The organism is uncultured Roseobacter sp. (assembly GCF_947501835.1).
In the GTDB taxonomy this organism is placed as follows: domain Bacteria; phylum Pseudomonadota; class Alphaproteobacteria; order Rhodobacterales; family Rhodobacteraceae; genus Roseobacter.
This window is the reverse complement of record NZ_CANMXR010000001.1, coordinates 1-22,987: the sequence shown is the minus strand read 5'-3', so window position 1 is coordinate 22,987 and position 22,987 is coordinate 1. Positions and strand designations below refer to the sequence as shown.

Genomic DNA, 22,987 nt, shown 5'->3' with positions numbered 1-22,987 from the left:
ACCTCTTACCCAGCGACCATCTGCAAAGCTTTGATCAGCTTGGAGGGATCAAAAGGTTTGACGATCCAACCCGTCGCGCCCGCGCTCCTTGCGCGCGCTTTCAATTCCGGCGCGGCTTCAGTTGTCAGCACCAGGATCGGTGTTGCACGGTGCTTGTCCTGCCCACGGACAGCATCGATAAACCCAAAACCATCCATGCGCGGCATATTGATGTCGGTGATGATTGCGTCCGGTTCAATGCCATCCAGAACCTCGATGCCGTGCACACCATCATCAGCAGTGTGAACATTGAACCCCGCAGGCAGCAGGGCAAGTCGGATCATATCCCGCATCGTGCGGCTATCATCCACGGCTAATATTTCCAGTGTCATATGCGTCCCCTTGAAATGGCTTCCGGTGTCATGCCCATGACACGCAATTGATCCGTCACACGCTCAGACGCGTTCAGCACCGAAACAGACCGCCCGGCGGCAATGGCGCTTGTTGCGGCGGAAATCATGACCTGCAAACACAGAGCGCCGAGGTGACTGACCTCCGACAGATCCATGACGAGGTCACCTTCATCTTGGTCTTTTAAAGTCGTCATCAAAGACGATGCGGCCGATAGATCGAGGCGGGCGGGGAGCGCGATTGGATCACTCATTGCACTGCTCGCAGGTTCAAAGATCTTTGCAGGTGCATCGCTCTCTCCACATCGGCTTCCTGGTTGGATGAGAGCGGTTGTAGGGGGCAGTCCGTTAAGACCGGGTTACTTGGAAAAAAACTTTTTGGTCCAAAAGGGCGTCGATCTCCCCGGGGTCAAATTCACGCCTCTTCATAAGAGAAAACCCCGGCGTAATCACACCGGGGTTTTCTTTTTCTCAGGTATTTCAGCGGTCAGGCGCGGCGGCGCCGTCCGCCACTGCGGCCCGCGCGACCACGGCCTTCCTGACCGGGTTTTGGGGCTTCCTTGTTGAATTCGATCCAGGCCCCGCCATGCGGATCATTGTTGGTCAGAAAATTCGCGGCTCGAATCGCCTCCATCTCCTTACCGGGCCGTGGTTTGGTCGATCCCAAACCGGTCAGTTGGCAGAAGAGCTCAAGGTCCATATCTTCGGGAAACACCACGCCGGACGCCGCAAGTTCCAGCTTCTTCGCTTCGATCTTTGCGGCGGAAACGGGCAGGGCGACCGGGTTCATGATCGCCGACGTCATACCGGCCCCCATGGCCATCGGCAGGAAGGCGTTGTTGATGCCGTGGCGGTTGGGCAGCCCGAAGGAGATGTTGGACGCGCCGCAGGTGGTGTTGACGCCCAGTTCCTCACGCAGCCGGCGCACAAGTGTAAACACCTGATGCCCCGCCGTCGCCATCGCGCCAATCGGCATCACCAGAGGATCGACCACGATATCATGGGCGGGAATGCCAAAATCAGCGGCGCGCTCTACGATCTTCTTGGCCACGGCAAAACGCACATCCGGGTCTTCGGAAATCCCGGTGTCATCGTTGGAGATGGCCACCACCGGTACGTTGTACTTTTTCACCAGCGGCAATACGATTTCCAGCCGTTCCTCTTCCCCCGTAACCGAATTTAGCAGCGGGCGGCCCTCGGCGGCGGCCAGACCGGATTCCAGCGCGCCGGGTACCGAGCTGTCAATGCACAGCGGGACGTCGACAATCGCCTGCACCCGCTCCACCAGTTCCTTCATCAGCGGCGGCTCGACAAAGTTATTGTCCGCGTAGCGTGTGTCCTCAGCCATTTTATTGGTGAAAACCGCCCCGGAGTTGATGTCCAGCACCGTGGCACCCGCCGCGACCTGCGCGATGGCATCCGCCTCAACCGTGCTGAAATCGCCTGCTTCCAATTCAAGCGCCAATTTCTTGCGACCCGTTGGATTGATCCGTTCACCAATGACACAGAACGGCTGATCAAAGCCGATGATCGCGGTCTTGGTTTTGGATTCGACGATGGTCTTTGTCATGAAGCTGTCCTTAAATCAGGCGTTTGCGGGGGCGGCTGCAGCGCCGCCATTGTTGATCGCCCAGGTGGTGTTGGTCTTGATGCCGCCCAGCGGGAAGAAATGCACGTTGGTGATGTTGAAGTCCGGATTGGCCGCCTTGTGCGCCGCCAATTCAGCCACCACGTCGGTGGGTTCATAGGGCAGCAGCAGCTTGGTGACGTCCATCGCGCGTTTTTGCAGCACTTTCAGAGAGGGGCCAACGCCGCAAGCAATGGCGAATTTGATCAGCGTCTGTAGTTTGGCGGGGCCCGCAATACCGATGTGCACGGGCAGGGTAATGCCATCGGCTGCCAGATCGTCCGCCCATTTGATGATCGGTTTGGCGTCAAAGGCGAACTGCGTGGCCAGCGCCATCTTGGCGTCGGTGCGGCTCTGGAAGTCGTTTTTCCACTTTAGCGCGGCGGTCACATTGGTCATCGATCCATCCGCATCGATGTCGCGGTTGCCCTCAGGGTGGCCCGCAACGTGCAAACGCTCAAAGCCTGCTTCGTCAAAAAGCCCGGTTTCCATCAACTGCATGGAACTGTCGAAATCGCCCTGGGGGGTGGCAACACCGCCCGCCAGCAGCAGCGCCTGTTTCACGTCTGCTTCCCCCTGATACCGCCCGATCCAGTCCGCGAGCGTGGCTTTGTCCCTGATGATCCGCGCCGGGAAATGCGGCATCACCGGAAAGCCGTCTGCGTGCAGACGTTTGGCCGTGGCGACCATCTCCTCAATCGGGGTGCCTTCGATATGCGCGATGTAAACGCGCGTGCCCTCCGGCAGCAGATCGCGGAAGTTTTCCACCTTTTCCGCGGTGCGCGGCATCACCTCGATGGAATAATCCTGCAGGAACGCCTCAACCTGAGGGTTCGATGGTGTCGTGCCGGGTGTTTCTTTCTTTTTGAAGTTCAACAAGGCCATCAGGCGTTCCTTTCGGGAAAGAAGGGTGTCGAAAAGTCCGGTCAGGGTCAGGCCCAGCCATCATTGTTGATCAGCGCTTTGATGCGCTCGCGGTCATATTCGGTATCCAGGCGCGCCGCTTCGGCATCCGCAACCGCGTCCGGATCCCCATCGACGACAAACGGATCGGCCTTGCGCCATTCGGCAAGATAGGCATCCGTATCCTCTGCGCCAACCTTCATGGCCGCACGATCAATCGCCTGCTCGAACCGCTCCGGCAACTGACGTTTGGACCCACGCCGCCCTTTGCCCACAATCACCTGGGCCGGAATATCGCGCCAATAAACAATCGTGACATCAGGCATGAGCTGATTCCTCTTGATCCGTTCCGCTCTGTCTAACGACACCAAACCCGATTTCGATGCCGGTTTTCGACAGAACAACATCTTTCCGCGACGCACATGGTCTATCCTATTGTGCCGCTAATCACGAGAGGCGCGGGGCCGCAAAATCTTCATAATGACTGTGAGGGCCGTGCGGAGTTGATCCGCGTTACCCCTGCCAAACACCGTCATCCTGCGCCGATGCCCTTTCCAGAACCAACAGCGACCGCTTGCGCCGAACCCCACCAGCGACTAGGCTAGCGTTAACTCGAAATGAAAGGCGCGTAAGATGGCGCCACAGCGTCCCAAAGGTGCGGGCGCGCTCGAACAGAAGACGGCTCTGAGCCCCGCGCCAGTTCCGCCCCGGTCAGGTGAGTTGTACGCAGCCCTGGATCTGGGCACGAATAGTTGCCGCATGTTGATCGCCCAGCCCAAGGGCAACGGTTTTCATGTGGTCGATAGCTTCTCGAAGTCCGTGCAATTGGGCGCCGGGCTTGAACGCACCCAGCGGCTTTCGCGCGGCTCGATGACGCGCACCATCCAGGCGCTCAGGATCTGCCAGCAGAAACTGCGTCGCAACAAGGTGCGCCGCATGCGTCTGGTGGCGACAGAGGCCTGCCGCCGGGCGCTGAATGCCAATGAATTCATCCGCCGCGTGCACCGCGAAACCGGCCTGAAGCTCGACATCATCAAACCGCAGGAAGAAGCGCAGCTCGCGGTGATCTCCTGCGCGCCGCTGGTGGGGCGGTCCACCGAAAACCTGCTGGTGGTCGATATTGGCGGCGGGTCGACCGAATTGGTTTGGATCGACCTCAAGGATGTGCCCGCGCATGACAGGCCGCAATCGATCATGCGGCTGCACAGCGGGTTCAAACAGCTGCAGTCCGACTTGCCCGCGGCGCGGGTGGTGGACTGGATTTCGGTGCCCTTGGGGGTTGCGACGCTGCGCGAGCAGTTCAACGATGTGGAAGATGACGCCGCGCGTTTTGCCCTGATGAGCTGGTTTTTTGAGGAAAACCTGGGCGATTTCGCCCCCTATCACGACACGCAACCGCATGAGAAATTCCAGATTGTCGGCACCTCCGGCACGGTCACAACCGTGGCGGCCAGCCACCTGGGCCTCAAACGTTATGACCGCACCAAGGTGGATGGGTTGCACATGACCTCGGATGAGATCGACCGTGTGATCCGGTCCTATCTGGCTCTGGGTCCGGCCGGGCGACGCTCGGACCCGCGGATCGGCCACGACCGTCAGGCGCTGATCATGTCCGGAGCCGCGATCCTGCAAGCGCTGATGCGCTGTTGGCCCACGGATCGGTTGTCGGTTGCGGATCGCGGCCTGCGCGAGGGCCTGCTATATGCCCAGATGAGCGCGGATGGCGTGCTGGAAGACGGAGAGTTCTGATGGCCAAGACCCCCACGGGCAAAAACACCTCCGGACGCGGGCAGCGCGAGTTGAAGGTCAAGGTGAAATCGGCGCGCGGGCGCAAGCTGAGCTCCACGCGCTGGTTGCAGCGCCAGTTGAACGATCCTTATGTCAAACGCGCCAAGGCCGAAGGATATCGGGGCAGGGCCGCCTTCAAGATCATGGAGCTAGATGACAAGTATCGGTTTCTGGTGCCGGGTGCACGCGTGGTTGATCTGGGCGCTGCGCCGGGGGGTTGGTGTCAGGTCGCGGTTAAACGTGTCAATGCATTGGGGGAGAAATCCGGCAAGGCGGTGGGCACCATTCTCGGGATCGATCTGCAAGAGATGGAACCGATTGCAGGGTGTGAGTTGCACCAGCTCGACTTCATGGCAGATGACGCCGATCTTAAGGTCAAGGACTGGCTCGGCGGCAAGGCTGATGTGGTTATGTCCGACATGGCCGCAAGCAGTTCGGGGCACAAGCAGACGGACCATCTGCGCATCATCGCGCTTTGTGAGGCGGCGGCTTACTTTGCATTTGATGTATTGGACGAGGGCGGCACCTTCGTGGCCAAGGTGCTGGCGGGGGGCGCCGAGGGAGAGTTGCAGAAACTTCTCAAACAGCGATTCTCCAAGGTGGCGAACATCAAACCACCCGCCTCACGGTCCGACAGTTCGGAAAAATTTGTTGTGGCAATAGGCTTTCGCGCGGACGGCTGACAGCTTTTACCTTGCCTTAAGTCTTTGTTGAATAGCCTGCGGCAATGGCGGCGTCGTTGTGACGTGCCAAATGCTAATAAAAGGACCCTCGACATGCTCCGCACACTTCTTTTGTCCGCACCATTGGTGGTCGCGGCGAGCCTGGTTCACGCCGTTGATGCCCCCCCCGCCATGAAGGCGTTTGTAGATTCAGAGGTGATGGGATGGGCGCAGAACGCGCAGGTGATCGACGCCATCAATGCGCAGAACACGCAAACAGCCGGTGCCAGTGCGGCCCAGATCGAACAATGGGATACCCAGTGGCGTGGAGAAGTGGGCGCGGACAGTCAGCCGCTGATCAGCGATGTGATGGGCCGGCCTCTGTCTGTCTTCCTGGGCGAGCAGGTTGCGGCCTCCGGTGGGCGCATCACCGAAATCTTTGTCATGGATGCGGTGGGTCTGAACGTGGCTGCGAGCGACGTCACCTCTGACTATTGGCAGGGGGATGAAGACAAACATGCCAAGACCTATGGTGTTGGTGCGGGCGCGGTTTTTGTCGATGAAGTTGAATTCGATGAAAGCACACAATCCTATCAGGGGCAGGTATCGGTGGCTCTGACCGACCCGGCAACCGGTGAGGTTATCGGCGCGATGACCATCGGCCTGAACGCCGAGGCCTTCTTTTAGACATCTGTTGCAGGTGGGCCTATGCGCTCACCTGCAACGACCTTGCGGCGGCGGCTTGCAAGGCCGCGGCCTCCTCTGCGCTGACAGGGCGGAGATCGAATTGCGCGACGCGGGCAACTGTCGTTTCCGCCTGATTTTTCTGTCTGATCAATTCGAACAGCCTGGTGTGACGCGCATTTTTTTCGCGATGCATAAACGACATTGAATCGCCCCTTCCGGATTTGTCTGGCAAAACCGTCTCATGGAACTGCGGCCCTGATCAGGCCGAAAAAGGGCGTCATGCTGGCGTTTCAAACCTGAAGTCCGTCCATGTTTTGCGAAATCACACGGTCCGGCGCCTGTTGCCTGACGATTGCCAGCATCTTCGCGAGTGCCGAAAGAAACAATCAGGTTTCGCGAATTGAAACTGCTGAGGTATGGTGCGCGTAAAGATAAGGACGCGGGTACATTAAGATCTGACGTCTCGCATGGGGGTGCGGATCATAGAAAAGACTCTCTTTCAATTCATTTGGAAGTATTCAAAGCGCGACCAGATGGTCCTTCTGGCATTCACAACCGCTTTGTTTCCTTTCCTTTATCTGACGCTGGAGCTGCCAAAGCGCATCATCAACGACGCAATTGGCGCGCAGACCTCCCGTATTGATTTTCTTGGCTTCGAAATGACGCAGATCGGCTTTTTGTCGCTGCTTTGCGCCTTTTTCCTGCTGTCGGTGCTGACACACGGCCTGCTGAAAATGCGAATCAATACGATGAAAGGAGTTTTGTCGGAACGCATGCTGCGCCGCCTGCGATATGGGTTGATCTCTCGAATGCTGCGGTTTCCCAGGTCCTATTTCAGGCGCACATCGCAAGGCGAGATGGTGGCGATGATCACGGGCGAAACCGAGCCGATGGGCGGGATGATGGGGGACGCCCTGACCCAACCGGTCTTACAGGCCGGTCAGATGCTCACCATCCTGGTGTTTTTGTTTTTGCAAAGCGTCTGGTTCGGGCTGGCGGCTATCGCGCTGATCCCGCTGCAGGCCTGGTTGATTCCGCGACTGCAACGCCAGATCAACCTGATGAACAAGGAGCGCATCAAAGAGGTGCGTCACCTGGCCTCCATGATCGGCGAAAGCGCGGCAGGTGCCGGAGAATTGCGCATCCACGGCGGCTGGCGGCATCGGCTTTCGATGATCAGCGACCGTCTGGGCATCGTGTTCAACATTCGCTTCAAAATCTATCAGAAGAAATTTTTCATGAAGTTTATCAATAACTTCATCACGCAACTTACACCATTTTTCTTCTTTTCAGTCGGGGGCTATCTGGTCATTCAGGGTGCGGTGTCTCTTGGTGCGCTGGTCGCAGCATTGGCGGCCTACAAAGACCTTAGCTCGCCGTGGAAAGAACTGCTGACCTATTACAATCAGGCGCAGGATATGAGCCTGAGGTGGGAAACCGTGACAGAAAAGTTCTCGCCTGCCGGTGCGGTTGACGCCGCATTGATGGAGGGGCGCCCTGCCGACGCGCCGCGGCTCGATCAAACCATCGCACTGGAGGGCATCACGGTCCAGGATTTTGACGGAAACGCTATTCTGGAAAACATCTCCGCCCGCTTTGAGCCGGGATCTCTGGTAGGCATTGACGTGCCCAGTGACGAAGACAGACGTGCGCTGGCCGAGGTTCTGACGCGTGAAATTCTGCCGGTTTCCGGTGACATTACCATTGGGGGTCAGCCGCTCGACACGCTGCACCAGGAGGTCATCGCGGCGCGGATCGGATATGCCAGCGCCCGCCCGGTGCTATTTCAGGGTAGTTTTGGCGACAATGTCATGATGCCGTTGAAACAACACCCCGTCGGCGATCTGACGGAGACGGCAAAGGCAGCGGCAGAAGAGGCTGCTGCGGCCGGTAACAGCCATGATCCGCTGGAGGCGCAATGGTTGGACCCGGCGCTGGCGGGTCTTAAGGACGATGCGGAATTGCGCCAGTGGTGGTTGTCGCTGTTCGACGTCATGGGGCAGGGCGGCGCGCTCTATCGGCGGGCTCTGGATCAGAAAATGAGCTCAACCTCACAAACAGCGCTGAGTGCCGGATTGATCAAGGCGCGCCCCAAAATCTGGGAGGCGGTGGTCGCTGCTGGCCTGGAGAGGCATGTCTTTCGGTTTGATCCGGAACGCTACAATCCCGCACTGCCGGTTGCCAGTAACCTGTTTTTCGCGACCATGCGACAGCCCATGACCCAGCGCGAACTGGCCGGTCAGACGGAACTCTTTGAAGTCATGCGCAAGCTCGGTCTGGAAGAGGGGCTTCTGGATCTGTCCAAGGAAGTCATTGATCTGTTGAACCAGATCTTTGGCACCGACGGCACGGAGCATCCGCTTTTTCGTAAACTGGGGCTGGATCCTGAGCTCTTCGAGCGCTCGGTGGCACTGCTGCGCACCCAAGGACGCACGGGCACCGATCTGTTGCCTGAAGCCGATAAAATCATGCTGATGACCGTGCCCGCGCAGATTTCCGCGGAGCAAATTGGCCCTGCGTTTTCCGCCGACATGCAGCAGCGTATTCTTGAATTGCGCCAGCGCAACAGCATGGGCATTCAGGATGAATTGAGCGCGCTTTATTCGCCTTTGAGGCCGGACCAGATCGCGCCGGGATTGTCCGTGCTGGAAAATGCGCTTTACGGGAAAATTTCGGACGGTGCGGGTGCGCGCGCGGACGACCTGCGCAAACTGGTATCGGAGGTGCTGGAGCAAGAGGGCCTGAAATCGGCGGTCATCGAACTCATCTATGATTTACCATTGTCCTTGTCGGGCGAAAACCTCCCGACGATCTTTGCGGAACCGCTGGCCTTGAGCCGTGCGGCGGTCAAACGCCCGGACATCCTGATCCTGGATAAGATGCTTGCTGGCCATGACCAAAGCGCTCTGGATGAGTTGAACAGCAAATTACGTCATCTGTTGCCACAAACTACGATCATCCATTTGGGGGAGGGGTTCGAGGCGCCGGAACAGTTCGACACCTATCTGGAAATCCGCCAGGGCCGCATGATCTCCTCTGACCAGGGGATTGCGGATGTCGAAGATGGGGCGGCGAGCGCTGATCTGCTGCGCAAGGTGCGTGCGCTTGAATCCACCACACTTTTCTCAGGATTGAACCGTAAGCAATTGAGGTTGCTGGCTTTTGGCGCGAAGTGGTTTTCGGCGCCGGCAGGTGATGTGATCTTTAGCAAAGATGATGCGCCGACGGACGGAGCCTATATGATCCTCTCGGGCGAGGCCGCGCTTTTCAAGCCCGACGACGGCTTTGGCGAGACCGAGATCGCGACGGTTGGGCCTGGCACATTGGTGGGCGAGTTGGGGCTCATCCGCAATGTTCCGCGGGTGCTGAGCATGCGCGCGCAGACAGATATCGACGCGCTGCGGCTTGGTGCCGAAGAATTCCTGGCCGTTGTCGAGCATGACGCGGCAACCTCCTTTAAGCTCTTGCAAGTGGTTGCCGGGTACACGAGCTGAGCCGCACCGCATCTGTCAGGCGATCAATGGACGCCTGAAAAGACCCAATTCAAATTTACATCAGAGCGCGGCAAATTTGAGCAAAATGGGGAGCATAAAACGCGTTTTTTCCGACATCAACCTAAATAGGTTTAACGAATTCACGAGAGCTTGGCGTGTACGAAGATGGGGGATCATTCTGAGGCGCAGTGCCGGAGGAGTTCATGTTCAAATTTTTCCGCTCATACCTCATTTTGCTCGTTGCGCTTGCAGCGCCCGCATCTGGTGAAACCCTTCGGCTTTACATCGATGCCGATTATTCAATCTCCCGACATGGCGCAGAAGCGATAGAACTTGGTGTCACGACAGCGCTCTCCGAGGTGGGTAGTCGCGCTGGTGGATTTGACCTTGAGGTCCTGCCACGAGACCACCGTGCCAATTCCAAACGATCCCTCGCGACGATGCGCAACTACCTCCGTGATCCAAAGGGACTTGCGGTGATTGGGGGCGTACACTCGCCGCCCTATCTGACAAACAAGCGTTTCATCAACGAAAACGGTGTCTTGTTGCTTTTGCCTTGGTCAGCGGCGGGGCCGATCACACGCGCAGACGATGGCGTTGAAAACTGGATCTACCGGCTGTCCGTCGATGACACAAAGGCGGGACCGTTTCTGGTAGCAAGGGCGCTCTCGCATGCCCATTGCGCGCGCACAGCATTGCTGCTGGTGGACACAGGTTGGGGGCGGGCCAACGAAGGCACGATGCGCACGGCATTCGAGACCGCCGAGGCTCAGGAGCCCTATGTCTTCATGTTTCCGTCGTCGATCGGGGCTGCAAGCGCCCGGACGCTGGTCCAGAGCATCGCGCGCGTGAGCCCCGATTGCGTGATCATGTTGGCCAGCGCGGCAGAGGGCGCCTTGCTGCTTAACGAAATTCATAAAGAGCTGCCGAGCACAAAAGTCATCAGCCACTGGGGTATTCTGGCGGCGGATTTCGAGGATAGAATAGCGCCTGCGACATTATCGAATATGGATTTGGAAGTGCTGCAGACCTGCGGCCTGGAGCAGGAGCGTCGGAAAGCTCCGGCCCTGAAGCGCGCATTGGATCTGGCGAGCAATCCGCAAAGCCCGTTTCATTCGCTGTCCGATATTCCGGCCTCAACCGGTTTTGTGCATGGGTATGACCTGACCAGATTATTACTCGCCGCCATTGAGCAGTCGGCACAGGCATCGGATTGGGCAGTTCTCTCCATTCAACAAAGGCGCGCGGCCGTGCGGCTGGCCCTCACACGTCTGGACGCTCCTGTCGATGGAATCTTAAAGACCTACGCTGAACCATTCGCGCCCTATTCTCCTGCATATCGTGACGCTCATGAAGCCCTTGGATTGGGAGACCTGTGCATGGCGTCCTTTGACGAAACCGGGCGGCTTGTTCTGGTGGATCATTCACCTTTGGGCCATTTATAATGGCTGGCAGATCAATCAACCGGGTCTTCTGGGGGTTATTGATCGGCAGCTTTGCCTTTGCATTGGTGTTTTCCGCCATTGCGGTCTGGATCACGTCCAAACCGTTTTTGGCGGACACGCAAAAACAAGCAATCATGTCTCAGGCCAAGAGAGAAGCAGCCCGGGTCGATGCCTTGCTCGACCCCAGTGTCTCACTCACCGCGTTTCTCGCGACCGAACCCTCTCTGGTGTCCTTTGTGATGGGCGATCAGGCCCGAGACGACGCGTTTGTCGACCGCTTGAGCAATACAATCCTGCCGCAGGAAGTCACTGAGTTCTTCGTTTTCGATTTCGAAGGGCAACCCATCAGTTTCCACATCGTTTCGCCGCAGGCGCAGTCCATGGAACTTGCCGCCAGTGCCGCTGATCTGGCCGCCTTTGTCCTCAGCACCGGGGAACCAACCGTGCGCACAATCGACAGCTACCGCGCGGTACAAAGGGGAACCCAGGAGCTGCTGATCGCCGCCCCCATTCGAAATAGGGGGTTTGCGGAAGGGGTCCTTGTCACGGTGGTGTTCATTCCCTTTGAAACCGATACGATCTCCGACGGCACAAGCTCGATGTATGCGCGTATCGTTGATCCGTCCTCAAACTGGGCGCTGGTTTCGGCGGGGCAGGGCGCGATCAATGTCCCCATTGAAGCAACCGGTCTTATTCTATCGGTAAAGTCCGAAGCCAGCCTGTTTCGCCAGATCGGTCAGGCCCTGGTGATCCAGACAATCTTGTCCATTGCCGCTGCCTTGCTGCTGCCTTTCGCTGTTTTCGGTTGGCTGGGCAAGCAAAGTATCCTGTTGCCGCATGCAGAAATGGAAATGTCCCGTAACAAGCTGAGAGAGCAGCAAAAAGAACTAAAGGAGCTTGCTGCAATTGCCGAACGGGCAGGCGAGGCGATCCTGATCACTGATCTCGATTGCCGGATAATGTGGCACAACCCGGCTTTCGAAAACATCTCAGGGTATACGTCCGAGGAGATCAGGGGCCAATTGCCCAGCAAACTCCTGCAAGGACCCAATACCAGCGCCGAAGCCCGTGCTCAAATCCGCGCGGCACTGCAGGCTTTCGAACCCATCACGATCGAAGTTCTCAACTATCGCCATGGCACGGAAGAGTATTGGATCCAATTGAGCATCTCGACGATGTTCGATGACGAGGGGCAACCCTATGGCTACATGGCGATTTCGCAGGATGTTTCCGACCGCAAACGCGACGAAGCCAATTTGCTTGCCACGACATCGGCGATGGAATGGCAGGCATTGCATGATGAACTGACGGGGCTTCCGAACCGGCGTTACTTCAACACGACGTTCGATGAGATTTGCGCAAACCCCGATAAGGCGAGAGCCCTGGCAATTGTCAGGATCGATCTGGACCACTTCAAAAACGTCAATGACACGATGGGCCATGAAGCGGGCGATCTTGTGTTATGCGAAGTGGCGCGAATACTGCGCGAAGAAATCGGGCCGGATGATGTCCCAGTGCGCGTCGGCGGTGACGAATTTATCGTCTTCATGACCGTCGATGGCACGCTGCAAAAAGCGCAGATCCTTGCGACGGCCTTGCTCAAAAGGATTGCAGAACCAATTGAATACGAGGGAAAATCGCTGCGCTACGGCGCGAGCTTCGGCATCGCATCGTCAAGCTGCAAACTTGTTGCGCATAGTGAGTTGGTACGTGCTGCGGACGCAGCACTCTATATCGCCAAGGAACGTGGCCGCAATCAGGTGGTGTGTTACGGCACCGAGGAGCACCAGCAGGTGAATGAAGTCCGCGCGACCGCGGAATTGATCCGAGTGGGCTTGGACCGTGGCGAGTTCGAGCCGTTTTTTCAGCCGCAATTCGATGCGAAAACCCGCCGCATTGTCGGTGCAGAGGTGCTCGCCCGTTGGATCCATCCGCAGAAAGGTGTCGTTTTACCGTCCGAATTTCTCCAGGTAGCCCAGCAGCTCTCTATGCTGACCATTCTGGATAAGATCGTAATGGAAAAAGCCCTGCGACATGTTGCTGAGCTTGAAGATTTGGGCCTGACCCTGCCCAGAGTGTCGTTCAATGTGACGGCTGACAGACTCTGTGACCCTGAGCTTCTGATCGCCGTTGACGCCCGCCCGTTTCGCCACACCAAGATGTCGTTTGAAATCCTTGAGTCGGTCTTCCTGGATGATCAGCCGGAATATCTGGACTTCAATCTTGATCGGCTCCGCGACAAGGGCCTGTCCATCGAAATCGATGATTTCGGATCCGGGCACGCCTCAATGATCAGCCTGATGCGGGTGCGTCCGGATGTTCTGAAAATCGACCAGCGCCTGGTGTTCGGTGCACCGCACTCAAGGGTGTGTCGCAACATGGTGCGGTCGATCATCGGGATCGCGGACTCTCTGGATATAGGCGTGACCGCCGAAGGTGTGGAAACACAGGAACACGCCGACATGATGCAGGAAATGGGATGCGAAACGCTGCAGGGATTTTATTTTTCGGAGCCGATGAGGTTCGAGGACCTATGCGTGTTTTTGTCTGCGGAACGTCAAAAACACATGCAGATTGCTCAGTGAGCCGATCAGAACGTAAAAGCCCACTACAATCGGCGCAACGGACGCCGTGTCTGAATTGAGGTTTCCCAAGGCAGCAGGTCACTGCCTTGAGATTGTTTGTTCTAGTGTGCGAACTTCTTGATCTCTCCGGAGGCGAGACGCTCCGAATAGGACCGCAGCTCCTCACGGACAATCGACATCAGGAAGTAAAGCGCCGTGATGTTGACCACCGCCATGGCGAAGATCGCCGCATCCGAGAAATCAATCACCGGACCGAGGCTGGCTGCCGCGCCGATGACGATAAAGATGCAGAAAATGATCTTGAAGGTCAGCTCGGATGTCTTGCCTTCACCAAAGATATAGGTCCAGCTTTTCAACCCATAGTACGACCAGGAGATCATGGTGGAGAAGGCAAAGAGCACAACCGCGATGGCTAGAACATAGGGGAACCAGCTGATCCCGGAGGCAAATGCCGCCGATGTTAGGGCCACACCGCTGTTGCCATCTACCGTTGCAATGGCCGAACCCGCTTCGTTCAACACGTAGTTGCCGGTTTCAGCATCCAGGATTAACTGGCCCGAGATTGTGATCACCAAGGCTGTCATCGTACAGATGACAACGGTATCGATCAGCGGCTCCAGTAGCGATACGAACCCTTCGGTGATGGGTTCTTTTGTCCGCACCGCAGAGTGTGCAATCGCTGCCGAACCAACACCGGCTTCGTTTGAGAAGGCCGCGCGTTTGAAACCCTGGATCAGCGCACCGACAAAGCCACCTGCAACGCCGAGCCCGGTAAAGGCACCTGCGAAAATCTGACCGAAGGCCCAGCCGATCTTGTCATAGTTCACCACCAGAATGATCAGCGCCGCACCGACATAAAGAATGCCCATGAAAGGAACGACTTTTTCCGTCACATTCGCGATCGACTTGATGCCACCGACGATGACGGCAAACACCACGCCTGCGAAGATAAGGCCGGTGATCCAGCCCGGATAATCCCCAACGATACCCGAAATCTGCGCATGCGCCTGGTTGGCCTGGAACATGTTCCCGCCGCCAAGTGCGCCGAGGATACAGAACACCGAAAAGAGGATCGCCAGCGCGCCGCCCCCCGGAATGCCGCGTTCCTTGAAACCTTTGGAAATATAGTACATCGGGCCACCCGAAACGGTACCGTCCGGGTATTCGTTGCGGTATTTCACGCCCAGCGTACATTCGGTGAATTTGGATGCCATGCCCAGAAGACCCGCGAGGATCATCCAGAATGTCGCCCCCGGACCGCCAATGCCCACGGCCACGGCGACGCCCGCGATGTTCCCCAGGCCGACGGTGCCGGAGAGCGCTGTTGCAAGCGCCTGAAAGTGGCTGACTTCGCCCGCATCGTCTGGGTCGGAATAGTCGCCTTTCACAAGCGAAACCGCGTGCCCAAAGTAACGCAACTGCACAAAAGAAAAGTAGATGGTGAAGATCGACGCGGCCACAACCAGCCACAAAACGATCCACGGAAAACTGGTGCCGGGCAGGGGGGCAAAGATCAGGCTGACAAAGGGCCCGGTGAAATTTGCAAAAGCCGTGTTGACCTTTTCATCCAGGCTCATGGCCTCTTGTGCGTAAGCCGGCAGGGCCGCGCCGGTCGCCGCTGCGGCGAGCAGTGCTCTGTTAATAAATTTCATTTTCATGTCCTTTTCATCCAATGACCGTGACCGGCACCGTTGCGCTCATGACAAGATTTGCGGTCGAACTGCCAAAAATACGCTGTGCAAAACCGCCCTCAGACGACCGGCACACGATGATCTGATGCCCACCTTCCTTTTCGCAGATGCTGTTGAGCGTGTGGGCAACGTCGCCATGACGCACAATCCCCGACGCGGTCATCCCAGCGCCTTGCAGGGAGGCGACGGCAGGATCGACAATACGCTCCTTTGCCATCGAGATTTCCTCTTCGCGGCGCTTGTGGCGTTGCGCGTTTTCTTCTGCAGTCTGGAAGGAGTAGGGCGACCATTCGATCACATAAGCAACCAAAAGTTCACAATCTCCAATCCTCTCTGCCAGATCCTTGGCATACGTCAGAGCGCGGTCGCCTGACCCTTGCCCGTCCAAGCCAATCACCAGTTTCGTGGTCATTTTCTGTCCCTTTATTTTATTTTCCGAGTCCATCGTGTGGATCAACTTCAACGCATGCGTGTTTTTCAGCAAACCCAAAGTTGAGCTTGGGTGCGGTACTTCACCGGTCAGCGTTCCGGGTATTTTAGTTAAACTGACTAGATTTTGCGCCCGTAATTCGTATTTTTACGGATGAATGCTCTTTTTTTGCTTCTTTTGCAGGACAAATGACTTCCTGAACAATTTGCAAAAATGCTCAAGCGATTGCCCCTTTATGTCATTTTTGTATCAATCAAGGTGCGAGGTCTCGATGTTTTCAGCAAAGCGCGGATGCGGAGACCCGCAAGATCGGTGGTGGTAAACCGTTTCAAAGATCAGCCGAAAGCCCATGATTTTTTACGGGCTGGGGTCTTCGGACTGCCAAATCCGTCGCAGGGCTTCCCCGGACTTATGAAACGCACCGGAAGTAGGTTTGACGGCCTGAACGCGATCCAATCTGAAATGACGCAAACCGTCGCGCAGCACACACCATGCCACCAAGACCACCACATCAATGTAGTAGATCAGCGCGATGGGGTGGATGCAGCGGTCCGTGCACCGGCCTGCCTCGTCGCGATAGGTGATCTGCAGTTCGGTTTCTTCGCGGATGTATCGGCGCGCGTCCGCAGGTGACAGCGCCCCCGCCGGGATCTGATTCCATTCGGACACACGAAAGGTTTCCGGCAATCCCGGCGTCGCTGCAGCGGCATCAGCGATCTTTGAGCTGGCGCGCACCGCGGCTTTTTCCAGCGCCTGATCACCCGTCCGGCCCAAGAGGGCAAGCCCGACAACGATGGCCTCGCGCTCCTCTTCATCCAGCATGATTGGCGGCAGATCATATCCCGCCCGCAGGATGTATCCAACGCCCGCCTCGCCATCGATCGGCAGACCGCTGGCCTGAAGCGAAGCGATGTCGCGGTAGATCGTGCGTTTGGTTACTTCCAGCGTTTCAGCCATTTGCGCAGCGGTCATCGGCGCGGTGGCCCGGCGCAGCATCTGGATGATTTCAAAGAAACGGGTTGAACGGGTCATACACTTGGGTAGCACAACACTGCTGACACATACATGTCAGCAGTGAATTGTTAGACAGGGGCAAGCTCCGCAGCACAGGACGGCCCAATGCTATCAGATTATTCAGCGCGCTCAGGCCGCTTCGACCCGGTCTTCACCCTGGAAATCCAGACCCTGCCAGAAGAGACCGACCGCCTGCTGGACGCGATCATGCAAGTGCACCCGCTGGCCTATGGGCGCTATGAACGCAATGCCTCCGTTTCAGCGGTTGGCGCGGAGACGACGCAGCCGATGGCGCAGTCGACGACCACAACGCATAAATCGGGCTACAGTGCCGGTGCCACCGAGACCTACCCAATGGTTGAGCTCAAGATTTCAATCGCGCGCGACCTCGATGCGCTGGAGCGCGTCATGGATGTGATCCTCGATCTCCACCACTATGAGCAGCCTGTCATCTACCTGCGCGAAGACTGGGCCAGCCGCGCGGCCTACGATCCGAATAACACAAATCCAAATCGGTGGTGGAACAATGGCCGGGGGTTGCCGGACCAGATTTCCCAAGGAGAAGACCAATGATCAAATACTACTACCCCAACGGCGACACATGCTACCGCGCGCTGCACACGACGAATGCGGTGTATCATGCGGCGGATGGTCGATTGATGGCGCGCACGATGAAGCCGGACAACAGTGCGCTTTATGAGTTTGAGATCACTGGCTTTGAACTGCTCGAAACCGGGGTGAAATATGACTGACACTTCCATCACATCAGGCGTTTTCGATACGCCCCCGATTGCAATGCTGCCCATGTGGATGGTCGCGTTTCAGGCGCCACAAGAGGACGTGGATCGCATTTTCGAAGCGGTGACGCAGGTTGCCCCGTTGGCACAGGGCAAAACCGATCAAAATGGCTACCGTGCCGTAAGTGGTGTTGAGTATTACCGCCCGCGTGAAGGAACCCCCACAGGCGCCGAAGATGACATACGTCGTCGACCGGACGTGGACGAGATGCGGTTTTTCCTGCCCCGCGACCGGGACCAGTTGAGATCGGTGATCGAGGCGATTTACGAGGTGCACAGCTATTATGAGCCGGTCATCACCGTCACGGATGTGCTGCGCAGCCAATGCAAGGGGCTCGATGACGAGGACAACCCGCATCGCTGGTGGAACAAGCAGGGTGATTGGAAACAGACTTAGGCGAGGAAGCTCTGCCGGGCGCGGCTAACCGTTTGGCTTGGTTTCGGGCAACAGGGCCTGCAGGAGGCGTTCCAGCAGCGCAATTGAAAACCGCACTGAATAGCCGCCGAAGAAGGCCGCGACCGATCCCACCGCGAGACCCGCTTCGAGGTCCAGCGCCGAACTTGTCATCAAGATCCAGGGCACAACGAAACCAAACATGCCGCCCAGTAACAAACGCGGCCAGACCTTGCGTTCCTCGCTCAGCTCGAAGGTTTTCATGCGGGTGGCCGTCAGCGCGTGGTTCAGCAGATGGACCAGTGCGCCGACGCAGCCAAAGGCAATCCAGGACGCCCATTGGATGAAATCGGTGTCCTTGCCGACCTGCCACTCCTGCGGGACCAGCGAGTTCCAAAGCGAATAGACCGCAAACAGCAGCAGCAGGATGAGCAGCGTGTAGCTCACATAACGCGTCACGCGTTGCACAAAGCGACCCGCGGCGGAACTGGTGCGGTCATTGGGGTCAGTGCGCCGCGTCGCCAGCAGCGAGTTGACCGTGACGGGCAGCGCTTCGCGCGACAGGGCTTCGGTCACCTGATTATAGCAAAACTCCGATTTTTCGCGGGCCGTCAGGGAGTTGAAAAAACGCGGGATGCCGTTGATCACCTCCGGGCTGTCCAACTCATTGGGGTTATCGCCGGCGTAATGCTCCGCGATCGTATAGAGAATATGCACGCTCTCCGTGACCTTTCTTTCCGAAGCGATACAGTAGTTGTAGAGCAGCCGCGCCTTGGTCTGCGCATCGGGGTGTCCGGACAGAATGGGTTCATGGCTCTGCGGGGCCTCAAGGCCGAGCATATCGGGAAGTGACAGCATCGTTTCTGCCTTGGACTCGCTTTGTGGCGGCACCGCTTGGGCGGTTTTGCTGTCTTCACTTGCTGCCTCAGGGGGCTTCTTTTCCATGGTTTTTTCAGTCATGGCGCGCTCCAATTAACTCAAAATCCTCTCGTAGCGCATTGAATTACATTAAAAATAACTTCTGGAATCTTCAATTTGGTAGTCTTCAAATGCAGCTAAACAACCAAAGGTTATGCCATGACGGGCTTTCGGCCAAGCGGTTTAGGAGGTTGGCCCATTCAAGCTAAACGCCCTCGGGCGCCCGTGAAAGCGATGTGCGTCCAAAGCTCTGTACCCACTCAGGGTCCGCCTGGTCGCCTTTCAGGCAAGGTCGGCTCGGGGTCGCACATATCTCTTCGCAGACGATGTAGCGCTTGAGATCATCCTCTCGACCAGCGATCAGATCACATTAAGCTGTCTAGTTAAATTTACAGTTGTGATTGTAATCTATCCGTGACACATTGATTAATACAGTGTGCGTTCTTTCAAGTAAGGTGTCCCGGACGGCAATGATATCCCGGGTGCGGCTTCTTACGTCAATTAACGGAGGACGGAAAATGGCGGAAAGTGAAGACAAAGTCTGGCCAACAGGCCTGACGCTTGAGGAAGCGGAGGAAGTGCATAGCTATCTTATCGATGGCACGCGCGTCTTTGGCGCGATTGCGCTGCTTGCTCACATTCTGGTCGCGTTCGCGACCCCCTGGCTCGGATAAAGGAGGCACATCATGAACAATGCAAAGATGTGGCTTGTCGTTAAGCCAACCGTCGGTGTTCCGCTTTTTCTAAGCGCTGTCGCTATCGGATCCTTCGCAGTCCATGTGGCTGTTTTGACCAACACATCCTGGGTGTCTGACTTCCTGTCAGGCCAGGAGTTGGGATCTGGGGATCAAACAGCCGCCGCGGCGATGCTGAATGAGACGGACACGGCCAAGGCCACCTATGTCGTGCCATCAGGTGAGCACGCGGGCGAGGTGACGATCATCATGTCGGACGGCACACCGGTAAAGGCGATCTTACAGCCGCCGGAGGTACATGCCACGGCAGGTGCGTCGGGATCGCATTCGGTCATAACCCAATAGAAGATCGGGCCCGTGGCGCATTGCCAGCGGGCCCAATCATTTTCTCTGACGAGAACCTATGTGCTGCGGTTTGCGGCATGTTCGGGAATTGATCAAAGACATGTTTGACTATCGATCTTTCGCCACGCGCAAACTGGCGGCCATCGGCCCCAAATACCTGCCGTTTGCGGATGTGGCCACTGCGGAGGTGCCGCTGAGCCGATTGCTGAGGCTGTCGCTGTTTCAGGTCACCGTGGGCATGGCGCTGGTGCTTTTGGTGGGCACGCTCAACCGGGTGATGATCGTTGAACTGGCAGTGCCTGCCTCGCTCGTGGCATTGATGCTGGCGCTCCCCCTCGTTTTTGCACCCTTTCGGACCCTGATCGGCTTCAAATCGGACGTGCATGTCTCAGCACTGGGACTGCGCCGTGTGCCCTACATCTGGAAGGGCACGCTTTATCAATTTGGTGGCTTTGCCATCATGCCCTTCGCGCTGCTGGTGCTCTCTGGCTATGGCGAGGCGGTGGATGCCCCGCGCTGGGTCGGGTATAGCTCCGCGGCCCTTTCCTTTTTGCTCGTGGGTGCTGGCGTTCACATCGTGCAAACCGTAGGGCTCGCGCTGGCAACAGATCTTGTTGCCGAAGAAGACCAGCCCAAGGTGGTTGGCCTGATGTATGTCATGCTGCTGGTCGGCATGGTGGTCAGCGCATTGGTGTTTGGCGCTTTGCTTGAAAACTATACGCCCGGGCGGCTGATACAGGTCATTCAGGGCGCGGCGGTGGCGACGGCCGCATTGAACCTCTTTGCCATGTGGCAGCAGGAGGCGCGCGACAGGGACCGCGCCCGCGCCATGAAAGCCGCCCGTCCCATGCAATTTTCCGAAGCCTGGCGATTGCTGATGCAAGCTGACGGCATGCTGCGGTTGCTGATCGTGATCGGGCTGGGAACCTTCGGTTTCGGCATGGCGGACGTGCTGCTGGAGCCCTACGGCGGTCAGGCGCTTGGTCTGTCCGTGGCCAGCACCACCAAACTGACGGCGCTTTTTGCGGCGGGCACGCTTTTGGGGTTTGCCGTGGCCTCGCGGGGGCTGGCCCAAGGCGGGGCGCCCGCACGGTTTGCAGTGATCGGGGCCTGCATCGGCGTGCCGGGGTTTGCTGGCATCATTGCTTCATCAATGGGCATCGGCGTGGCGGTATTCCTGGCAGGCGTTTTTGCCACCGGGCTCGGTGCGGGTCTTTTTGGTCACGCGACGCTGACGGCGACCATCAGAGCCGCACCCAAAGAGCGGATCGGTCTGGCGTTGGGGGCCTGGGGCGCTGTGCAGGCCACGGCGGCGGGCATCGGCATCGCGCTGGCGGGGATCGTGCGGGATTTGATCGTCGGTCTGCAAGGCGCGGCTGGAAGTGCTGCGCAAACGCCCTACAATGTCGTATTCACAATCGAGATCGTGTTCTTGATCATGGCGGTTGTCGTCGCAATGCCATTTCTCAAAAACACCAAGAGACAAAGACTTCAGCCGGAGACGCGCGCACCTGGTCCTGAGCTTTCGAACGCAAACACAAACCCGGTGGAGGTATCATGACACAGGTAATCACGCGGTATTTCGACAGCGTAGAACAAGCCCGTCTGGTCAGACAGGAACTCGTATATCGGAGACGGTTCAATCAGAAAATCCTGCGCCTCTATGAGGATGCGAAAGGTGCAGCGGGTGCTCTTGTTGCCGCCGATGTCGCGGCGGAGACGGCGGAGGCCTATCAAAAGCGTCTGGCGAAAGGTGGCGCCGTGCTGATGGTGCGCGCGGGTTTCAAACCGCTGAGCGTGGCTCAGACCGCGCGCGACGTCACGGCAGCGATGGGGGCCGTTGATCTGGGCGATCTGGTCGAAGAGGTTTACGTCAAGGACGCAGTGAAACCATCGCTCAGCATCCTGCCAGACCATCCGCTGATGTTTACCCGACCCAGGGACCCCTATGCCACGAACTTCCATATGGCGGACTGGCCGATCCCGCTGATCAGCCGCCGCAAGCCATTTGCGGAAATGCTGTTCCCGCCGCATGCGCGGATGGCGGACTTCCCGATCCCGCTGATTAGCCGCAGAAAGCCTTACACGGGGTCCGCGATCCAACCCCACGCGCGGATGGCCAATTTTCCGATCCCGCTGATCAGCCGCCGTGAGCCATTCACCGGCTCGATATTCCCGCGTCATGCCCGGATGGCGAATTTCCCGATCCCCTTGATCAGCCGCAGAAAGCCCTACACAGGGTCGCTGATCCCGCGCCATCAGCGGATGGCCAACTGGCCGTTCCCGCATCTCATCAATGGCAAGACCGGCACGAACTCCCTGATCCCGGGGGGGCCGCGGATGGCCAATTTCCCGATCTCACTGCTGAGCGGTCGTAAGCCTTTCGACAAGTCCATCTTCAAGCGTCACGCGCGGATGGCTAGTTTCCCGATTTCGCTGATCAGCCGCCGTAAGCCCTTCACCGGGTCAATGTTCCCACGTCACGCGCGGATGGCCGATGTCCTGCTGCCCTTGGTGATCAAACATGGCGATGGTGCACCGCGAAATTCAAGTAAGGGCTTCTCGTTCTCGAAGTTTTTTGGCCTGCCAACGTTGATCAAACGCTAACGCGCTGGAACAAAGAGCGATTTCTGCTTCACCTGAAGACCGGGCCATCTAAGTGTGCGCCCGGTCGCTTCATGTAATCTTTCTCGCTGTTGGCAAAACCTGTCCGTTTGATTTGCCTTTCCGGACAGCTCGTATCGCTTACGGCCTGCATTTTTGAGATCACTGCGGACCCCACCGCCATTCAAAACCGCAATACATGGCACTCAAACGTGGCCCGAAGCTGTTCTTGAAACAGGCCAGTGGCGGAGAGACAGTCCGTCTTATTAAGTTTTTAATGTGTTGTATTTAAATATAATTATTTTACACTATAGAAATGGTACCACATAAAGTACCACCAGAGATCTGCGATGACCGGACTCGCGACGACAATTAGGTACTCAGAAGTGGTTCAAAGGTACTGTTTGCAACAAACTGATCAAATTACTGCTCCCCGGCCCGAAGCATGCGTAATTGGGCTGACCCTGAACTGAGGTCGAGCTCCCGATAGGATCACAGGATATCTGTGAACATGGGAGA

General features: G+C 57.4%; 22 protein-coding genes. 13 read left to right on the top strand and 9 right to left on the bottom strand.

Translation table 11 applies throughout. From position 1 onward, the window contains the following. Nucleotides 1–5: 5 nt before the first annotated feature. The 5 genes from Q1A20_RS00110 to Q1A20_RS00090 all read right to left on the bottom strand — a co-directional run bounded on the left by Q1A20_RS00110 (nucleotide 6) and on the right by Q1A20_RS00090 (nucleotide 3,245). Nucleotides 6–371, bottom strand: a complete 366-nt coding sequence (locus tag Q1A20_RS00110; protein WP_298912239.1) for a response regulator — start codon at nucleotides 369–371, stop codon at nucleotides 6–8. Then, entirely contained in the window at nucleotides 368–643 is a 276-nt protein-coding gene (locus Q1A20_RS00105; RefSeq protein WP_298975171.1) for an STAS domain-containing protein, read from the bottom strand. Before Q1A20_RS00105 ends, Q1A20_RS00110 begins: the two co-directional genes overlap by 4 nt. A 233-nt stretch (nucleotides 644–876) precedes the next feature. Continuing rightward, a complete protein-coding gene (locus tag Q1A20_RS00100; protein WP_299405067.1) occupies nucleotides 877–1,959 on the bottom strand; it encodes a methyltetrahydrofolate cobalamin methyltransferase in 1,083 nt (360 codons plus the stop codon). Between the two features lie 15 nt (nucleotides 1,960–1,974). Beyond that, entirely contained in the window at nucleotides 1,975–2,901 is a 927-nt protein-coding gene (locus Q1A20_RS00095) for a methylenetetrahydrofolate reductase (RefSeq protein WP_299405070.1), read from the bottom strand. Nucleotides 2,902–2,948: 47 nt separating this feature from the next. Further along, nucleotides 2,949–3,245: a virulence factor gene (locus Q1A20_RS00090; protein ID WP_298975166.1), complete on the bottom strand. Its 297-nt coding sequence runs from the start codon at nucleotides 3,243–3,245 to the stop codon at nucleotides 2,949–2,951. A 307-nt stretch (nucleotides 3,246–3,552) separates the two neighbouring features. On the opposite strand from Q1A20_RS00090, the gene Q1A20_RS00085 reads away from it, so the two are divergent. The 6 genes from Q1A20_RS00085 to Q1A20_RS00060 all read left to right on the top strand — a co-directional run bounded on the left by Q1A20_RS00085 (nucleotide 3,553) and on the right by Q1A20_RS00060 (nucleotide 13,580). Continuing rightward, nucleotides 3,553–4,668: a Ppx/GppA phosphatase family protein gene (locus Q1A20_RS00085; RefSeq protein ID WP_298975165.1), complete on the top strand. Its 1,116-nt coding sequence runs from the start codon at nucleotides 3,553–3,555 to the stop codon at nucleotides 4,666–4,668. Further along, on the top strand, nucleotides 4,668–5,390 hold the full coding sequence (locus Q1A20_RS00080; RefSeq protein ID WP_299405074.1) for an RlmE family RNA methyltransferase: 723 nt from the start codon (nucleotides 4,668–4,670) through the stop codon (nucleotides 5,388–5,390). The genes Q1A20_RS00085 and Q1A20_RS00080 overlap by 1 nt, the downstream gene beginning before the upstream one ends. A gap of 93 nt (nucleotides 5,391–5,483) precedes the next feature. Continuing rightward, nucleotides 5,484–6,056, top strand: coding sequence for a hypothetical protein (locus tag Q1A20_RS00075; RefSeq protein WP_299405076.1), 573 nt, complete (start codon nucleotides 5,484–5,486; stop codon nucleotides 6,054–6,056). Between the two features lie 533 nt (nucleotides 6,057–6,589). Next, nucleotides 6,590–9,550 (top strand): ABC transporter transmembrane domain-containing protein, encoded by a 2,961-nt coding sequence (locus Q1A20_RS00070; RefSeq protein WP_299915507.1) that lies wholly within the window; start codon nucleotides 6,590–6,592, stop codon nucleotides 9,548–9,550. Between the two features lie 203 nt (nucleotides 9,551–9,753). Then, on the top strand, nucleotides 9,754–10,995 hold the full coding sequence (locus Q1A20_RS00065) for an ABC transporter substrate-binding protein (protein WP_299915506.1): 1,242 nt from the start codon (nucleotides 9,754–9,756) through the stop codon (nucleotides 10,993–10,995). After that, nucleotides 10,995–13,580: an EAL domain-containing protein gene (locus Q1A20_RS00060; RefSeq protein WP_299915505.1), complete on the top strand. Its 2,586-nt coding sequence runs from the start codon at nucleotides 10,995–10,997 to the stop codon at nucleotides 13,578–13,580. Before Q1A20_RS00065 ends, Q1A20_RS00060 begins: the two co-directional genes overlap by 1 nt. Nucleotides 13,581–13,681: 101 nt before the next feature. Here Q1A20_RS00060 and Q1A20_RS00055 read toward each other — a convergent pair whose 3' ends face one another. The 3 genes from Q1A20_RS00055 to Q1A20_RS00045 all read right to left on the bottom strand — a co-directional run bounded on the left by Q1A20_RS00055 (nucleotide 13,682) and on the right by Q1A20_RS00045 (nucleotide 16,733). Further along, entirely contained in the window at nucleotides 13,682–15,232 is a 1,551-nt protein-coding gene (locus Q1A20_RS00055; RefSeq protein WP_298975156.1) for a sodium:alanine symporter family protein, read from the bottom strand. A gap of 13 nt (nucleotides 15,233–15,245) precedes the next feature. Further along, on the bottom strand, nucleotides 15,246–15,683 hold the full coding sequence (locus Q1A20_RS00050; protein WP_299405089.1) for a universal stress protein: 438 nt from the start codon (nucleotides 15,681–15,683) through the stop codon (nucleotides 15,246–15,248). Nucleotides 15,684–16,058: 375 nt separating this feature from the next. After that, the gene (locus tag Q1A20_RS00045; RefSeq protein ID WP_299915504.1) at nucleotides 16,059–16,733 is read right to left on the bottom strand and encodes a YafY family protein; all 675 of its coding nucleotides are present in this window, start codon (nucleotides 16,731–16,733) and stop codon (nucleotides 16,059–16,061) included. Between the two features lie 87 nt (nucleotides 16,734–16,820). Between Q1A20_RS00045 and Q1A20_RS00040 the strand changes: the two genes are divergently transcribed. From Q1A20_RS00040 to Q1A20_RS00030, 3 genes are read left to right on the top strand one after another with little or no spacing between them, the layout of a single operon-like run. Continuing rightward, on the top strand, nucleotides 16,821–17,288 hold the full coding sequence (locus Q1A20_RS00040; protein ID WP_299915503.1) for a hypothetical protein: 468 nt from the start codon (nucleotides 16,821–16,823) through the stop codon (nucleotides 17,286–17,288). Further along, nucleotides 17,285–17,467, top strand: a complete 183-nt coding sequence (locus tag Q1A20_RS00035) for a hypothetical protein (RefSeq protein ID WP_299915502.1) — start codon at nucleotides 17,285–17,287, stop codon at nucleotides 17,465–17,467. Before Q1A20_RS00040 ends, Q1A20_RS00035 begins: the two co-directional genes overlap by 4 nt. Next, the gene (locus Q1A20_RS00030) at nucleotides 17,460–17,909 is read left to right on the top strand and encodes a hypothetical protein (protein WP_299915500.1); all 450 of its coding nucleotides are present in this window, start codon (nucleotides 17,460–17,462) and stop codon (nucleotides 17,907–17,909) included. Before Q1A20_RS00035 ends, Q1A20_RS00030 begins: the two co-directional genes overlap by 8 nt. Before the next feature lie 24 nt (nucleotides 17,910–17,933). Here Q1A20_RS00030 and Q1A20_RS00025 read toward each other — a convergent pair whose 3' ends face one another. After that, nucleotides 17,934–18,866, bottom strand: coding sequence for a hypothetical protein (locus tag Q1A20_RS00025; protein ID WP_299915499.1), 933 nt, complete (start codon nucleotides 18,864–18,866; stop codon nucleotides 17,934–17,936). Nucleotides 18,867–19,342: 476 nt separating this feature from the next. Here Q1A20_RS00025 and pufB point away from each other — a divergent pair, with 476 nt between their 5' ends. From pufB to Q1A20_RS00005, 4 genes are all read left to right on the top strand, one after another. Next, nucleotides 19,343–19,498: a light-harvesting antenna LH1, beta subunit gene (pufB, locus tag Q1A20_RS00020; protein WP_298975149.1), complete on the top strand. Its 156-nt coding sequence runs from the start codon at nucleotides 19,343–19,345 to the stop codon at nucleotides 19,496–19,498. Between the two features lie 12 nt (nucleotides 19,499–19,510). Beyond that, the gene (locus Q1A20_RS00015; protein ID WP_299405102.1) at nucleotides 19,511–19,864 is read left to right on the top strand and encodes a light-harvesting protein; all 354 of its coding nucleotides are present in this window, start codon (nucleotides 19,511–19,513) and stop codon (nucleotides 19,862–19,864) included. A 100-nt stretch (nucleotides 19,865–19,964) separates the two neighbouring features. Then, nucleotides 19,965–21,425 (top strand): PucC family protein, encoded by a 1,461-nt coding sequence (locus Q1A20_RS00010; protein ID WP_299915498.1) that lies wholly within the window; start codon nucleotides 19,965–19,967, stop codon nucleotides 21,423–21,425. Further along, a complete protein-coding gene (locus Q1A20_RS00005) occupies nucleotides 21,422–22,471 on the top strand; it encodes a PucR family transcriptional regulator (RefSeq protein ID WP_299405107.1) in 1,050 nt (349 codons plus the stop codon). The genes Q1A20_RS00010 and Q1A20_RS00005 overlap by 4 nt, the downstream gene beginning before the upstream one ends. Nucleotides 22,472–22,987: the final 516 nt, after the last annotated feature.